13 protein-coding genes are annotated in these 15,984 nt (G+C 59.9%); 5 read left to right on the top strand and 8 right to left on the bottom strand.

Annotation, left to right across the window (positions count from 1 at the left end; translation table 11 throughout):
- Nucleotides 1-155 precede the first annotated feature (155 nt).
- Complete coding sequence (locus BMZ42_RS04645) at nucleotides 156-2,114, bottom strand: acetoacetate--CoA ligase (RefSeq protein WP_091519224.1); 1,959 nt, start codon at nucleotides 2,112-2,114, stop codon at nucleotides 156-158.
- Nucleotides 2,115-2,401: 287 nt separating this feature from the next.
- Here BMZ42_RS04645 and BMZ42_RS04640 point away from each other — a divergent pair, with 287 nt between their 5' ends.
- Complete coding sequence (locus BMZ42_RS04640) at nucleotides 2,402-4,237, top strand: AsmA family protein (RefSeq protein ID WP_091519222.1); 1,836 nt, start codon at nucleotides 2,402-2,404, stop codon at nucleotides 4,235-4,237.
- Nucleotides 4,238-4,244: 7 nt separating this feature from the next.
- Here the strand turns inward: BMZ42_RS04640 and BMZ42_RS04635 are convergent, their stop codons facing one another.
- From BMZ42_RS04635 to BMZ42_RS04610, 6 genes are all read right to left on the bottom strand, one after another.
- The gene (locus BMZ42_RS04635; protein ID WP_091519221.1) at nucleotides 4,245-5,063 is read right to left on the bottom strand and encodes an ABC transporter permease subunit; all 819 of its coding nucleotides are present in this window, start codon (nucleotides 5,061-5,063) and stop codon (nucleotides 4,245-4,247) included.
- Between the two features lies 1 nt (nucleotide 5,064).
- Complete coding sequence (locus BMZ42_RS04630) at nucleotides 5,065-6,024, bottom strand: ABC transporter permease subunit (RefSeq protein WP_091519218.1); 960 nt, start codon at nucleotides 6,022-6,024, stop codon at nucleotides 5,065-5,067.
- A 13-nt stretch (nucleotides 6,025-6,037) separates the two neighbouring features.
- Entirely contained in the window at nucleotides 6,038-7,180 is a 1,143-nt protein-coding gene (locus BMZ42_RS04625) for an ABC transporter ATP-binding protein (protein WP_091519217.1), read from the bottom strand.
- A gap of 83 nt (nucleotides 7,181-7,263) precedes the next feature.
- Entirely contained in the window at nucleotides 7,264-8,364 is a 1,101-nt protein-coding gene (locus tag BMZ42_RS04620; RefSeq protein WP_091519457.1) for a polyamine ABC transporter substrate-binding protein, read from the bottom strand.
- Between the two features lie 120 nt (nucleotides 8,365-8,484).
- Nucleotides 8,485-9,906: a glutamine synthetase family protein gene (locus tag BMZ42_RS04615; protein WP_091519214.1), complete on the bottom strand. Its 1,422-nt coding sequence runs from the start codon at nucleotides 9,904-9,906 to the stop codon at nucleotides 8,485-8,487.
- A gap of 129 nt (nucleotides 9,907-10,035) precedes the next feature.
- Nucleotides 10,036-10,977 (bottom strand): DMT family transporter, encoded by a 942-nt coding sequence (locus BMZ42_RS04610; protein ID WP_091519213.1) that lies wholly within the window; start codon nucleotides 10,975-10,977, stop codon nucleotides 10,036-10,038.
- Between the two features lie 173 nt (nucleotides 10,978-11,150).
- Here BMZ42_RS04610 and BMZ42_RS04605 point away from each other — a divergent pair, with 173 nt between their 5' ends.
- Entirely contained in the window at nucleotides 11,151-12,017 is an 867-nt protein-coding gene (locus BMZ42_RS04605) for a LysR family transcriptional regulator (RefSeq protein WP_091519210.1), read from the top strand.
- A gap of 143 nt (nucleotides 12,018-12,160) precedes the next feature.
- Here BMZ42_RS04605 and BMZ42_RS04600 read toward each other — a convergent pair whose 3' ends face one another.
- Nucleotides 12,161-13,579, bottom strand: coding sequence for a helix-turn-helix domain-containing protein (locus BMZ42_RS04600; protein ID WP_091519207.1), 1,419 nt, complete (start codon nucleotides 13,577-13,579; stop codon nucleotides 12,161-12,163).
- A 217-nt stretch (nucleotides 13,580-13,796) separates the two neighbouring features.
- Between BMZ42_RS04600 and aceA the strand changes: the two genes are divergently transcribed.
- The 3 genes from aceA (at nucleotide 13,797) to BMZ42_RS04585 (ending at nucleotide 15,974) form a co-directional block, all read left to right on the top strand.
- A complete protein-coding gene (gene aceA / locus BMZ42_RS04595; RefSeq protein WP_091519453.1) occupies nucleotides 13,797-15,086 on the top strand; it encodes an isocitrate lyase in 1,290 nt (429 codons plus the stop codon).
- A gap of 29 nt (nucleotides 15,087-15,115) precedes the next feature.
- Nucleotides 15,116-15,361 carry an SMc00767 family acetate metabolism repressor gene (locus BMZ42_RS04590; RefSeq protein WP_091519205.1) on the top strand — a complete coding sequence of 82 codons (246 nt, stop codon included), beginning with the start codon at nucleotides 15,116-15,118 and terminating at the stop codon, nucleotides 15,359-15,361.
- 172 nt (nucleotides 15,362-15,533) lie between these two features.
- Nucleotides 15,534-15,974, top strand: coding sequence for a DNA-binding transcriptional response regulator (locus BMZ42_RS04585; protein WP_091519201.1), 441 nt, complete (start codon nucleotides 15,534-15,536; stop codon nucleotides 15,972-15,974).
- Nucleotides 15,975-15,984 lie beyond the last annotated feature (10 nt).

Genomic DNA, 15,984 nt, shown 5'->3' with positions numbered 1-15,984 from the left:
CCCCCTCAAGTTGCGGATAAATATCGCTGCCAGATATTAACGAGTCCTTACCGTAGCCGTGAAAATTTACCCAATCGTATCCTCTGTGAAGACGAGGTAAATTTTCTCGTTACTCTTCTTTAACCGTGTTTTCCGGCTTGGCGGCGACTAGTGGCCTATGACTGCAAAGCCGGAATATCCACATACAAATCAAGCGCCTCCGGATTTGCCAGCGCTTCCTTGTTCTTCACCGGGCGTCCGTGAACAACGTCGCGAACCGCCAGCTCGGTGATCTTTCCGGACTTGGTGCGCGGAATGTCCACGACCGGCACGATGCGCGCCGGCACGTGGCGTGGGCTCGCCCCGGTGCGGATTTTGGTGCGGATCTTCTTCTCCAGCTCGGCGTCAAGAATGACACCTTCGGCCAGACGTACGAACAGCACCACGCGAACGTCATCGTCCCAGGTCTGGCCAATGCAGATCGCTTCGACAACTTCTTCGAGTTGCTCGACCTGATTGTAGATCTCCGCCGTGCCGATACGCACGCCGCCGGGATTGAGTGTCGCATCCGAGCGGCCGTAGATAATGATGCCGCCATGGTCGGTGACTTCAGCGAAGTCGCCATGACACCAGATATTGTCAAAGCGCTCGAAATAGGCAGCGTGATACTTGGCGCCGTCCGCATCGTTCCAGAACATCACCGGCATGCAGGGGAATGCGTTGGCACAGACCAGTTCACCCTTCTCGCCGGTAATCGGCTTGCCGTCGTCGTCCCAGACCTCGACTGCCATACCAAGCCCCGGACCCTGAATCTCGCCGATCCACACCGGCTTGGTCGGCACGCCGAGCACGAAACAGGAGACGATATCGGTGCCGCCGGAGATCGACGCCAGATGGACGTCGCTCTTGATACCTTCATAAACGAAGCGGAAGCCTTCCGGCGCCAGCGGCGAGCCGGTTGAGGAAATGACGCGCACAGTTGAGAGGTCGTGGGTGTCGATCGGACGCAGATCGGCCTTGCGCACGGAATCGATGAATTTCGCCGAGGTGCCGAAATAGGTCATCTTCTCATCCTGGGCGAAATCGAAGATGACATTGCCATCAGGATGGAATGGCGAGCCATCGTACAGCAGCAGCGTCGCGCCGAGTGCGAGCCCGGACACCAGCCAGTTCCACATCATCCAGCCGCAGGTGGTGAAGTAGAAGAAGCGGTCGCCCTCGCCGATGCCGGCATGAAGGCGCTGCTCCTTGACGTGCTGGATCAACGTGCCGCCAGCCGAATGAACGATGCATTTCGGGATGCCGGTGGTGCCTGAAGAGAACAGGATGTAGAGCGGGTGGTCGAAGGGAAGACGCTCGAATGTCAGCTCCTTCGCCTCGAACCCGGAAATCGCTGACGACAGCGACTGCGCCTTGTCGATGCCTGCGGCAACGGTGTCGGCATCGCCGAGATAATCGACAACAAATGCAGCGCGCACGCTCGGCATTTGGGCCAGAACGGCGGCAACCTTGGCGCCAACCTCGATGCGCTTGCCGGCATACCAGTAGCCATCCGGCACAATGAACAGCACCGGCTCGATCTGGCCGAACCGATCGAGCACGCCCTGCTCGCCAAAATCTGGCGAACAAGACGACCAGATCGCGCCGATCGAGGCGGTCGCCAGCATGCAGGCAATGGCTTCGGGCATGTTGGGCATCATCGCTGCTACCCGGTCACCCTTCTTCACGCCATGCGCGACGAAGAGTTGCTGGAGGCGCGAAACAAGTGCCTGCAATTCGTCCCACGACAGGCGACGCTGGACCTTGTCCTCGCCGCGGAACACCATTGCGTCCTCAGCCCCGGTCTTCCAAAGCAGGTTCTCGGCAAAATTCAGCTGCGCATCAGGGAAGAAGCGCGCACCCGGCATCTTGTCGCCGTCAACGAGAACACGTTCGCCCTTGTCCCCGATCAGACCGCAAAAGTCCCAGACCAGCGGCCAGAACATCTCACGAGCCTCAACCGACCACCGATGCAACGTGTCGAAGTCATTGATCGCGACACCGCTGAGCTGCTCGGCTCTGGCCATGAATTCTGTAATCGGGGCCTGCGCGATACGTTCCGCAGATGGGGTCCAAAGGGGCGTCGTCGACGTCATGCAAGTCCTCCTGAATAGCTTTCCAGCGCCCGCAGGCACAGTGCCGCAGCCAGATGTTTCCTGCACGGTTAAGCATATCGGACCAGCCACTTGCAAGGTGCGGAAAATACCTCATCGGCCGCGCCATCGGCTTGTCTGTCGCGTCGGCCTGTTGCGGTTCGTCGGCAAAATGGCCAGACATTGGAAAAAGCCATGGCTGTGCCATAAAAGGTTGAAATGGACCCCCCTTGCGTATTGGGTAGCAACGGGGTGCGTGCTGCGATGGCACGTGGAAGCGGCAGGTTTTGATGCGTTCGTCGTTTGTGAAAAAAGGTGCGGTCGCGCTGGCGGGCCTGGTTCTGGCTGTTTTAGCCGTCACCGTTACCCTGCCATGGCTTGCCTCCACCCGGCTGGTTCAGGATCGTATCGCGCTCGAACTGTCCCTGTGGAGCGGCTATCGCGTTTCGCTCGGCAAGGCACCGGTGATCGACGTCTGGCCGACATTCAAGGCAACGCTGGACAATGTGTCGTTCCGGGAATGGTCAAACCCGGAAGCTCCGGCTGTGCTGGAAGCAGACCGTCTGGACGTTACCCTGTCGCTGTTTGCCGCCTTGCGCGGCAATGTCTCGATTTCTTCGATGGCGATGCACCGTCCTCTGCTGCGCCTGACCGTCCGCGGCTCGGTGCTCGACCTGCCGGCCTCGCCCGGTGGTGGCCGCATGACGCGAGCCATCAGTTCTGTGCGGGCGATCATCGGCAATGATCAGGCGCTGTCCGACCTTTCGGTCCTGCCATCCGACGATTTTGGCACTGTGGAGTTTTCTGAAGGGCGCATCGCGCTTGTCAACGGCGACACCAGCGAGGGCATCACCAGTCTGAACGGCCGTGTGGTCTGGCCATCGCTGAACCGGCCAGGCCGGCTTACCGCGACGGGAATCTGGCGTGGCGAACACATCAATGTCGAGGCCAGCGGTCAGCCTCTTATCCTTCTGGCGGGTGGAAGCACGCCGATCAAGGCAAGTTTGAAGTCGTCTCTCCTCGACCTGTCGTTCGACGGCACGGCGAACCTTTACGGTGACGCGCATTTCGACGGGCAGCTGGCTTTTTCCTCCTCGTCGGTGCGCCGCGCGCTCGAATGGTCGAAAACCGACATCGCACCCGGCGCTGCAATTGGTGCCATCGGGCTGGAAAGCCGCCTGCAAGGAAGCGCAAAGCGCCTGCGTCTCGATGCGGTCGATCTCAATCTTGGTGGCAATGCCGGCAAGGGCGTCCTCGACATCTCCTTCGCCGAAGCCCTTCCGACGATTTCCGGCACACTCGCCTTTGACAAGCTCGACCTTGGATCGTTCCTGGGCGCTTTTGCTCCGATCGCCTCAGGCGCGGGCAACATTTATGAACCCATCGACACCGGTTTTGCCAAGCAAATGTCGCTTGATCTGCGGCTGTCAGCGCAATCGGCGGGGCTCGGCTATCTCACCCTCGGCAATCTTGCTGCCTCCGCGCAAGTCAAAGGCACGATGATCGCGTTCGACATTTCGGATGCCGACACGCTCGGCGGCAGCATTCAGGCTGGCATACGCATTGACACCGTGGAGGACAGCAACACTGTCGAGATGCGCCTCGTCGCTGACGACATGGACGCATCGGCCATGGCGAAAGTCGCCGGCGCGGAAAACATCCTGCCTCAAGGCAGGGCATCTGCCTCACTGACGCTCAAAAGCGCCGGGACAGACTGGAACACCGTGATGGGCAATGCCGAAGGCACCATCAGCGCCAATATCGGCCAAGGTTCCATCGCCGGGCTGGACCTGAAGAAGTTCACCGACCGCCTTCAGCATGGCGGTTTCTTCCAACTGGCCGAGGCCGGTGGGGGAACCTTGCCATTTCGCAGCCTTGAGGTACGCGCCAAAGTGGTTGGTGGCGTCGCCCATATCGAAAAGGGCGACATACTGCTCGATCAGAAGGTGATTTCGATCGTGGGCATCACGCCCTATTTCAGCCGGGCGCTGGCCCTGTCCGGACATTTCTCGTCGCTTGATGCGGAAGGCCAGATCGGGCCTGACGCGACGATGCCGTTCTTCATCGGTGGCGCATGGGATGCGCCGTTCATCTCGCCGGCGTGGTCGATCCCGGACTTCGAATAAATCAGGCTCAACCGCGCAACGCCGCATGTTCGTCGCGCTGACGCTGAAGATCGCGCCGTTTGTTGACGATTGCGGCAGTCAGCACGCCGACCGTCACGAACGCAATCAGCAGAGTGCATACCGCGTTGATTTCCGGCGTCACGCCGAGACGAACCTGACTGTAGATGCGCATCGGCAGCGTTGTCGCCCCCGGCCCCGAGGTGAAGCTGGCAATCACCAGATCGTCGAGCGACAGGGTGAAGGCAAGCATCCAGCCTGAAACGATAGCCGGCATGATCACCGGCAACGTGACATGGAAAAAGGTTCTGGTCGGGGTCGCGCCAAGATCCATCGCGGCTTCTTCCAGCGACCGGTCGAAACTGAGAAGTCGCGATTGCACGACCACTGCGACAAAGCACATCGAGAAAGTGACATGGGCGAGCGTGACGGTGAACATTCCACGGTCGAGCCCGATTGCCACGAACAGCAACAGCAGCGACAGCCCAGTGATGACTTCCGGCATGACCAGCGGCGCAAACACCATACCTGAAAACAGGAAACGACCGCGAAAGCGCGTATATCGGGTCAGCGCCAGAGCGGCCATCGTTCCGAGAACCGTCGCCACGGTGGCTGAGATGACAGCAATGCGGAACGTCACCCAGGCCGCGTCGATCAGTTGCTGGTTGGAAAACAACGACACATACCAGCGCGTCGAAAAGCCTCCCCAGACCGTCACCAGCCTTGAGGCGTTGAACGAGTAGATGACCAGCAGAACAATCGGCAGGTAGAGAAAAGCGAAGCCGAAAACCAGCGAGACGATGTTGAAACGGCTGAGTTTGCCCTGCATGTCAGCGCTCCTGTTCCTGCGCCCGCGCCTGCGCGCGCTGGAAGAACATCATCGGCACCACCAGTATCAGCAGCAACACGATGGCAACGGCGGACGCGACCGGCCAGTCGCGATTTGCGAAGAACTCGTTCCACAGCGTCTTGCCGATCATCAGCGTCTGTGATCCTCCCAGCAGATCCGGGATGACGAACTCGCCGACTGCCGGAATGAACACCAGCAGGCATCCTGCCAGCGCACCGGGCAGCGACAGCGGAAATGTGATCTTCCAGAAGGCGGAAATTGGCGGGCAGCCAAGATCCTGCGCCGCCTCGATCAGCGAGAAGTCCATCTTTTCAAGCGACGCATAAAGCGGCAGCACCATGAATGGCAGGTAGGAATAGACGATCCCGATATAGATCGCCGTATGCGTGTTCATAATCTGCAGGGGCGTGTCGATGATGCCGACCCATATCAGAAACTGGTTGAGCAGCCCCTCCGGCTTGAGAATGCCGATCCATGCGTAGACGCGGATCAGGAAGCTGGTCCAGAATGGCAGGATCACCAGCATCAGCAGGACCATCCGCAGCGAACTGGGCGCGCGCGCCATCGCATAGGCCATCGGATAGCCGATCAGCAGGGCAAAAAACGTCGAGACAGCCGCGATCCAGACACTGGAGAGATACGCGTTGAAATAAAGCGCGTCGTCCAGCAACCAGAGATAATTGTCGAAGGAGAGTTCGCGCAGATTGTCGAGCAATCCGCTGAAGCCAGCGCTCACATCGAAAGTGGGCGCGTAAGGCGGCATGGAAATTGCCGACTGCGACAGCGAAATCTTGAAAACGATGGCAAACGGGATCAGAAAGAACACCAGCAGCCAAAGATAAGGCACCAGAATGACCATCCGGCTTCTGATGAAAGAAGCCAGCCCTTCCCCCTCGCGCGGCGGCTGGGCAGCGGCAGTTTGATCCAGCGTCTGCGCCATGGTCGTTCCTTCCCTAGCGGGTCAAGACCACGCCGGCATCCGGCGTGAACGAGATCCAGGCGCGATCCGACCAGGTCAGCGGATCGTCATGTATGCGGGCGCTGTTGAGCGAGCTGGCCTTCACCACCTGACCGTCATCAAGCTTGATGTGGTAGACCGTCATGTCTCCGAGATAGGCAAGATCCCACACCTCGCCTTGCATGGCGTTGGCGCCGGTGCCCACCGGCTGTTTGGAGGACACCTTGATCTTCTCCGGACGGATGGCGAACGCGACATGCGTGCCGGGCTGCACGTCGCCGGAATGCTCCACCGTGATCTGCGCGCCGCTGGCCCCGGTGATGACAACGCGGTTTTCATCACGGCTGGCGACCTCGCCCTCCAGCATATTCACGTTGCCAACAAAATCGGCGACGAAGCGCGACGACGGCGCTTCGTAAACTTCGGCTGGCGTTGCGACCTGCATCACCTGCCCCTTGTCCATAATCGCGATGCGGTCTGCCATCGTCATCGCCTCTTCCTGATCGTGGGTCACAACCACGAAGGTCAGGCCGAGATCCTGCTGCAGGTCCATGAGTTCGAACTGGGTTGCCTCGCGCAACTTCTTGTCGAGCGCGCCGAGCGGCTCGTCGAGCAGCAGCACCTTGGGACGTTTGGCAACAGAGCGTGCCAGCGCAACACGCTGACGCTGGCCGCCGGACAATTGATGCGGCTTGCGCTTGGCGAACTGCTCCAGCCGCACCAGTTTGAGCATTTCCTTTACCCGCGCCTCGATATCGGGCTTAGGCATGCCATCCTGCTTGAGACCGAAGGCGATATTCGCCTCGACGGTCATATGCGGAAAGAGCGCGTAGGACTGGAACATCATGTTGACGGGACGGCGGTAGGGCGGAATCCCACGCAGATCCTGCCCGTCCAGCAAAATGGCGCCGGAGGTCGGCTCTTCAAACCCGGCCAGCATCCTCAAAAGGGTCGACTTGCCACAGCCGGACGCGCCGAGCAGCGCAAAGAATTCCCGCTCATAAATATTGAGAGAAAGATTATCGACAGCAGTGAAGTCGCCAAAGATCTTGGTGACGTTTCTGAATTCGATATAAGGCTTCGCTGCCGGATCCTTCCACGGCGCGAAGTTCCTGCGAATGCTGCCAAACGACTTCATAGTTTCCAACCCCTCAGCCGTTCGGCAAGCTTATGTGGCCCGCGACATATCAAGATCACGGGCCATGATGATGGTGCCGGCGATTATTGGCCTGTGACGATCTTCGTCCAGCTGCGGGTCAGCAAGCGCTGGCTGCGCTGGTCAAGCGGCTTCATCGTGAACAGGTTCTCCAACGTCTCCTTGTCCGGATAGATTGCCGGATCGTCGACGATTTCCTTATCGATAAACGCCTGCGATGCAAGGTTCCCGTTGGCGTAATAGACATAGTTCGTGGACTTCGCGATGACTTCCGGATCCATCATGAAGTTGAGAAACTCATGCGCCTCGGCAACGTTCTTGGAATCGACCGGGATCGCCATCTGGTCGAACCACATCTGCGCGCCTTCCTTCGGAATGACATAGGCGACATCCACCCCCTGATCCGCCTCGACGGCACGATCCGAAGCCTGGAGCACGTCGCCGGACCATCCGATAGCCACGCAGATGTCGCCATTGGCCAGCGCGCTGATGAACTCGGATGAGTGGAACTTGCGCACATAAGGACGAACAGCCAGCAGAACCTCTTCAGCCTTTGCAAGATTTTCTGCCGAATTGTCGTTCGGGTCGAGGCCGAGATAATTCAGGACCAGCGGCACGACGTCAGTTGCGGAGTCAAGAAAATGCACGCCACAGCTGGCGAGCTTCTCCATATGTTCCGGCTTGAAGACGACATCCCAGGAATCGATTTCATCGACACCCAGCGCTTCCTTCACCTTGTCGGTGTTGTAGCCGATGCCGACAGTGCCCCACATGTAGTTGATGGAGTATTCGTTACCCGGATCGTAGGACGCCGTACGCTCGCTGATCATGTCCCACATGTTCTTGAGGTTCGGCAGCTTTGACTTGTCCAGCTTCTGGTACACGCCGGCCTCGATCTGCCGCACCATGAACGGGCTTGCCGTCGGCACCACCACATCATAGCCCGACCCGCCTGCAAGCAGCTTGGTCTCAAGGATTTCATTGGAATCATAGACGTCATATACAACGCGGATTCCCGTCTTCTCCTTAAATTCCTCGAGGATCGATGCGTCGATATAGTCGGACCAGTTGTAGACGTTCACAACGCGGTCCTGGGCCAGCGCAGGGGCAGTGAGTGCGGCTGCCACCAGCGATGCCGTCGAGAGCAGGATTGCCTTGCGGATCATATAGTTTTCCTCTGTTTCCATCTCCGGCATCGCACGCAAACCCCATGCTGCGGCTAGCTCGTTTTGCTGAAAGCCTATTGACGTTTTCACGGCGCCACAAGCGGGAAAACGTCAATCATGTCAAAGATAGGTGGTGCGTTCCAAAGGCGTGATTTCGCTCCAGAATGCCATGATCTCGGCGCGCTTGAGATCTTTGTAGACTTTCGCAAGCAAAGGCCCGAGCGCGCGGTCGATGAAACGGCTCTTTTCCATCAGCTGAAGCGCGTCATCCATGTCGTCGGGCAGGAACAATCCCTCGTCCTCGTAAGCGCTGCCCTCAATCGGCGGCGGCGGCACCGCCTTGCTGGTAATTCCTTCGATCATGCCCTGCATGATCGCCGCCATCACCAAATAGGGATTGGCGTCGGCTCCGGCGATGCGGTGCTCGATCCGGCGATTGTGCTCGTTGGACACCGGAATGCGCAAAGCGACGGAACGATTATTCTCCGCCCAGACCGCGCGCGTCGGTGCATAGGAGCCCGGCGTGATGCGGCGAAAGCCGTTCCAGGTGTTGATGAACAGCAGCAGCGATTCCGGCATAGTCTTGAGCAGCCCCGCGACTGCCGATTCTAGGACCGGGCGGCCCTCCGCATGTCCGAAGATATTGACGCCATCGCTATTCAGCATCGAGGTGTGCACATGCATGCCGTTCCCTGCATATTCCAGGAACGGCTTGGCCATGAACGTTGCGGTCAGCCCATGCGCACGCGCGCAGCCCATCACGATGCGGCGTAGCAGGATCACATCGTCCGCAGCCTTCAGCGGATCTGCGCGATGTTTCAGATTGACCTCGAACTGACCGGGCGCGGCTTCCTTGATGATCGTGTCGATCGGAAGGTTCATGGCGTCTGCCGCATCGCGGATCATGTCGAACAGTTCAGCGTGCTCGGCCAGATCGTCGAGCCCGTACATGCGCAGGCGATCCGGTCCTGCCGACGCACCGACAGGCGCCGGCATGCCGTCATCCCAGTCAGTCTCCGGATCGAGCAGGTAGAATTCCAGCTCAAATGCGACAACCGGGAAGAAGCCTTTCGCATTCGCCTCGGCCACCTTGTGCTTCAGCACCTGGCGGGAGTCGGCCATGTAAGGCTCACCTTCTGGCGTGAAAGTTTGCAACAGCACCTGTGCCGTCTTGCGCTTTGCCCAGGGCACGATCGCCAATGTGCCGCGTGTTGCGCGACAATAGCCATCCTTGTCACCGGTTTCGATGTGAAGGCCGGTTGCCTCGACCTCGCGCCCCCAAACGTCAAGGCCATGCAGCGACATCGGGAAGTTGACGCCTTCCTGGAAGGCCTTTTTCAACGCGTCGCCGGGTGCCCATTTGCCACGCATCACGCCGTTCGGATCAACGATCAGAAACTCGACTGCCTCAATATCAGGGTGTTCCTTGATGAAAGCGCGATATTCGCGTTCATGTTCGGGAGAAACAAAAAGACTTTCGTTCCCCGAACCGCTGATGCTTTCATCAGTACCGGCACCAGTGTTGCCGGAGATTGCGGACATTACCTTTCTATCGGGCTGCAGACCCGTCGACGTCGAGCGCAAAATAAACCTGTTCTGTTGTTGACGATGACGTAGCGTCTCCTGCCACCAACAGCTTGTCAATGGGTACCGGGGCGGTCGATCGCCGCCTCAGCTCGGCGCGGAAATGCCCGTCACGCCGGGGCGCACCGGTTTCGACATCCGCCGGAATTCGACGGCGATGTAGAGCAGCAGTGCCGCCATGACGATCCCGCCCCCGACAAGCGCGCTGCCCGACGGAACTTCGCCATGCGCCAGCCAGACCCAGAACGGACCGAGCAGCGGCTCGAAGGGTGACAAGAGCGCGGCGTAAACAGCCGGAACCATCCGCGCCCCGACGGCGAAAAACGCCATGCCCAGCCCGAGATTGATCGCACCGAAGGCAAACAGAAACGCCATATCCTTCGCGCTGACGGCAAAACTGCCTGCCTGGGTTGACGCAAACAGCGCCGCCATCAAGGTGCCAAGCAGCATCGCCGGCGTCATGCGAACCTGCGAAAACCGTCGCGTCATTACCGTCGCGCAGGAAAACGCCAGCACGATCAGCACTGCCAGCCCCTCGCCGATGATCGACAGGTTCTGCGATATCGAGTCGGAAACGACGATCCCCATCCCGACAAGCACCGCGGCAATCGCCAGCACGGTTGGAAGCGTGATCCGCTCACCCAGCACGACATAGGCCATCATGGCGGCAAACAGCGGGCCGGTTGCCTGGATCAGAAGCACGTTCGCCACCGTGGTATGGGACAGTGCGACCACCAGCGCAGTGCTGGCAATGGCGAAGCAAAAGCCGACGACGCATCCGGCCAGTCCCATCGCCCGCACCATCCGCACGGAGCCACGCGCTCCGTCGCGCCAAAGCATGAAGCCAGCCAGAAACAGCGCGGCCCAGACCGAACGCCAGAACACGACAGCCCATACATCGGGCGCCTCGATATAGCGGGCAAACATCCCGCCCAGGCTCCAGCACAGCGCAGCAAGAAAGACGATGACGACGCCCACCCGCTCCTCGCTGGCTGCCGATGCCACAGGAACTGCTTCAGAACTGCCCATGCCATGCTCCCTGACAGGAATACCGCCATTTTCCATCCGGTAGCTGCAATTACGCAGCCTCGCGTGGTCCAGAGCGACGTTCTCATTGTTGCACCCGACATTATTCACGACTGAACGACAAAGCACCGCGCTGCGCAATTGAAAGCCAGAAAACGACGCCCTATGCTTCATTCATGAAAAACATCGTCTGGAGCGACCTGCAGCTATTCTTGTCGGTGGCGCGCGAAGGAGGGCTGTCGGCAGCAGCCAGAGAGCACGACGCCAGCCCGGCAACCATCGGGCGGCGCATGCTGGCGCTTGAGCAGGCGACCGGCCGGCCGCTTTTCGTGCGCCGGCAGACCGGCTACGAACTGACCACTGACGGACTGGCCCTCCTGGCAAAGGCTCAAACCATGGAAGCCAGCGCCCGCGCCATTGACGATTGGCTCGATGCTGAAGGCGGGCGCTCGATTGTCCGAATTTCAGCCGGCACCTGGACGACGAACTTTCTGGCGGAGAACTTTTCACGACTGTGGAACCCCGACGATGCCTTCCGTATCGCGTTCAAGGCGACGGAAGCCAAGCTCGACATCGCCCATCGCGAGGTCGAAATTGGCGTGCGCAACGCCGCGCCGCAGAACCCCAACCTGGCTGCACGTCGTTGTTCGGAAGTTGCACAGGCGCCGTTCCGTGCCCGCACCGCATCACGAGAAGCGCGCGATCAATGGGTTGCGATCTCGTCTGAAGATATTGCGACGCGTTCCGCCCGCTGGTTGTCGACGCAACCCGGCGTCTCGGTCGCCGCGTGGGCCAACACGCCGCGCACGCTGCACGATCTCATCCGCTCGGGCGTCGGCAAAGGTGTCATGCCGTGTTTTGCGGGTGATCGCGACCCGCTTCTGGAGCGTGCGGGCGATCTCATCGCTGACCTGCGCGAACCGCAATGGCTTGTCATGCACAATGACGACCGCCACCGCGCCGATGTGCGCATCGTGATCGAGCGCATCGTAGACCTGCTGAGCGCGCATGGGCCGTTGTTGCGAGGCGAAAGGCCGATGTAGGGAGTGGGCAGTGAAGAATGGCTGGCCATGCGTATCGTCAACCATTCTTCATCACGCTGATGCGTGAGTGCCGTGGGTCTTGAAAGCGCGCACGGCGACTATTGCCCACTGCCCACTGCCTACTGCCTAATCCCCATCCCCCTTCACTGAAAATCAAACGCGCTCAGGCCCGTCGTCATCTCGTCTAGGCCCAGCGGTCGCGTGACCGGCGGCTCTGCCCGCGCAAGGCACCCCACCCGCTCACACAGGCGGCAGACCGGTCCGACCGGGGTCGGCTCCCCGCCGCCCGGCAGCGCGGATGCGTAGACGACCTCGTCACGAAAGCCGATATCGCAGCCCAGCAGAATCGCGGTCCGACGCGGACGCTCATTGAATGCACCCTGCGGTCCTTCCAGCGTGCGGGCTATCGTCAGAAACCGCGCCCCATCCGGCATTTCGACGGCTTCCGCCAATACCTGTCCGGGCTGGGCGAACACCGCATGGACCGGCAGCTTCGGACAGGCCCCACCAAACCGCGCCTGCGGAAATCCTTGCGCGCCGGCACGGCGAAAGCGGTTTCCTGCGTTATCGACTTCCAGCATGAAGAACGGAATGCCGCTGGCACCCTGCTTCTGAAGCGTCGTCAGCCGGTTGGCCGCCTGCTCGAACGACACGCCAAAGCGCGAGCGCAGCACATCGACATCCCATCGCGCGCGCTGCGCTGCGGTCAGAAATGGCTGATACGGCATCATCAAAGCGTGGGCCGCATAGCGCGCCAGTTCGAACCGCGCCAACCGCCGCGCTTCATCGCTGCCCAGCTTGAGCGCTTTCAGCTCGGCAGCAATCGCCACCTGCATGCGCATCAGCGCCGCCTCCATCGCGATTTCGCGCAACTGGTCGAAAGGGGAAAGGCGTTCCGACAAAAACAGGCGCTGCGAGTGGCGATCATAACGCCGCCGCCAGTTCGGCATCGTCGCCACCGGCAGCACGCGCACCACAATGCCATATTCCTTGCGTAGCCATTCTTTCAGCGCGCCGTAAAGATCATCGCCCGGCTGCAGCAGCGTGATGAACGCCTCTGCCTCTTCCTCGATCGAAACAAAATAGTTTGGCCGGCGCTCAAACGTCTCGCGCACCTCGTCCATCGGCAGCCGCGCCGAGGAAATGGAGGTCGCCCGCCCCTCGCGCGCCAGCATCTCGGAAAGATCGCTGAGACGCTCCGCCTGCTCGCGATAGGCGCGAAACAGCTTCACCATCGCTGCCGAAGCATTTGGCGCAGCCTCTGCAACTTCGATCAGCTCCTGCTCACTCGGCAACTCGCCGACCAGCAGCGGATCGGCAAACACTTCACGCAGCGCCGCAATAGACCCGCCAGCGCCACCGTGAAGCTCCTCCGGCTCGACCCCGTACGCCGCTGACAATTTCAGAATCAACTGGACCGTCAGCGGACGCTGATTGCGCTCGATCAGATTGAGATAGGACGGCGAGATGCCCAACCCTTCCGCCATGGCGGTCTGGGCCAGACCCTTGGCGTTGCGAATGCGTCGAATGCGCGGTCCCGCAAATATCTTCTGCTCGGCCATTCCGCTGCCTTTACAAAACCAGACAAGAAACTTGCTTTGACATTTTTGACAAATTTACAATGCCAGCCTGTCAAACTCAACACTGCTTAACTCGAATATTTGCAACGTTTTCGGCAATTTTCTCGTTTATCTCGCAAGCGCAATGTAAATCCAGTCACACGCAGGGCGGCAACAACCACCCGCCCCGACCGACCAGATTTTACATATGGAGTTTGCCATGACTGATTTTTACAACCTCGTCCCGAACGCTCCCCAGGGTCGCTTCGACGGCATCGAGCGCCCGTACACCGCCGAGGATGTGAAGCGCCTGCGCGGCTCGATCGACATCAGGTATACGCTGGCTGAGAACGGCGCCAATCGCCTGTGGAAGCTCATCCACGAGGAAGATTTCGTCAACGCGCTCGGCGCTCTGTCGGGCAACCAGGCAATGCAGATGGTTCGCGCCGGGCTCAAGGCGATCTATCTTTCAGGCTGGCAGGTTGCCGCCGACGCCAACACTGCCTCTGCAATGTACCCCGACCAGTCGCTCTACCCTGCCAACGCCGCACCGGAGCTCGCCAAGCGCATCAACCGCACATTGCAGCGCGCGGATCAGATCGAAGTCTCGGAAGGCAACGGCCTGTCAGTCGACACCTGGTTTGCGCCGATCGTCGCCGACGCTGAAGCCGGCTTTGGCGGCCCGCTCAATTCGTTCGAGATCATGAAGGCCTTCATCGAGGCAGGCGCTGCCGGCGTTCACTTCGAAGATCAGCTAGCTTCCGAAAAGAAGTGTGGCCATCTTGGCGGCAAGGTCTTGATCCCGACCGCTGCCCATATCCGCAACCTCAACGCAGCCCGCCTTGCCGCTGACATCATGGGCACGCCAACCCTCATCGTTGCCCGCACCGACGCGGAAGCCGCAAAGCTCCTGACCTCGGACATTGACGAGCGCGACCAGCCGTTTGTCGACTACGACGCAGGCCGCACGGTCGAAGGCTTCTATCAGGTCAAGAACGGCATTGAGCCGTGCATTGCCCGCGCCATCGCCTATGCCCCGCACTGCGACCTGATCTGGATGGAAACCGGCAAGCCGGATCTGGAGCAGGCCCGCAAGTTTGCCGAGGCCGTGCACAAGGCGCATCCGGGCAAGAAGCTGGCCTACAACTGCTCGCCATCGTTCAACTGGAAGAAGAACCTCGACGACGCCACCATCGCCAAGTTCCAGCGCGAGCTCGGCGCCATGGGCTACAAGTTCCAGTTCATCACGCTCGCTGGCTTCCATCAGCTCAACTACGGCATGTTCGAACTGGCCCGTGGCTACAAGGACCGTCAGATGGCGGCCTATTCGGAGCTGCAGGAGGCCGAGTTTGCCGCAGAGGTCAATGGCTACACCGCGACCAAGCACCAGCGCGAAGTCGGCACCGGCTATTTCGACGCCGTCTCGCTCGCCATCACCGGTGGACAGTCCTCGACCACCGCAATGAGCGAATCGACCGAAACCGAACAATTCCGCCCGGCTGCAGAATAACCCCCGGCCTCACCCAAAGGAGAAACGTCATGACTCCCAAGACACGCGTCAAGGAACGAGCCGAAGAACAGGCATCGGCCATGAACGACGACCAGCAAGCCACGATCCGCATGCTTGCAAACGACCTGCACCGCCTCAATCAGTCGGTCATGAAGGCGGTCGAGGCCGGCGTGTCGGTTGAACTGGTCCGCTCGGCCCGCCATCATGGTGGAGATGGCAACTGGGGAGATCTTCTGGTGCCGGTTATTGTAACTCAGTCGCGCAACGCGGCCTGAGCGCAACAAAAGTACATAAAACACACATCAGGCGGCGTATCATTGCGCCGCCTGATGCTATCGGGCGGATCAACTTACTACACAGCCCGAAGTCTATTGACTCTTTGTTATTAATATCCAGAAGACTGCCTTCAGAAAATTCTATTTTCTTCTGACAGATCGGCAGTTGACTATGCGACATTCGAACTGTGACAGCGACGCGCCAGTAAACCATTCGGCGTCCGGTACAAAATACCGTCCAGAGCTTGTACTGGTCGTCGGCAGTTCCCGCATCGGCAACGTCGTGGTCAGCAGGATTGCCGAGCTTGCCGGATTGAAGCCACTTGTCGCCACCCCGGAAAGCGCAGGTGTCATATTGTCATCCCGCAAGCCCGGCACCGTCATTCTGGATGGCGGTGCGGATGATCTGGAATGTGACGAGGTTCTGAAGGAACTTGCAGCCATGCGGAGCCAAGGCAAGTCGCGCCTGCCGATTGTCATCCTGCTTTCGAACTCGTCCAACAAGCCATCCAAGCCCCAATCGGACTTCATCGACGCGGTGGTGTTGAAACCCGTCAATCCGGACCGACTGCAGCCGCTGATCCTGAACCTCTTGGCCGAAGCGCGCAATTAGCACGCCCGAG

Origin of the sequence: Aquamicrobium aerolatum DSM 21857, from assembly GCF_900113935.1 — a bacterium.
GTDB classification, from domain to species: domain Bacteria; phylum Pseudomonadota; class Alphaproteobacteria; order Rhizobiales; family Rhizobiaceae; genus Aerobium; species Aerobium aerolatum.
The sequence above is the reverse complement of the archived record's forward strand: the minus strand, read 5'-3'. Positions and strand labels throughout refer to the sequence as shown.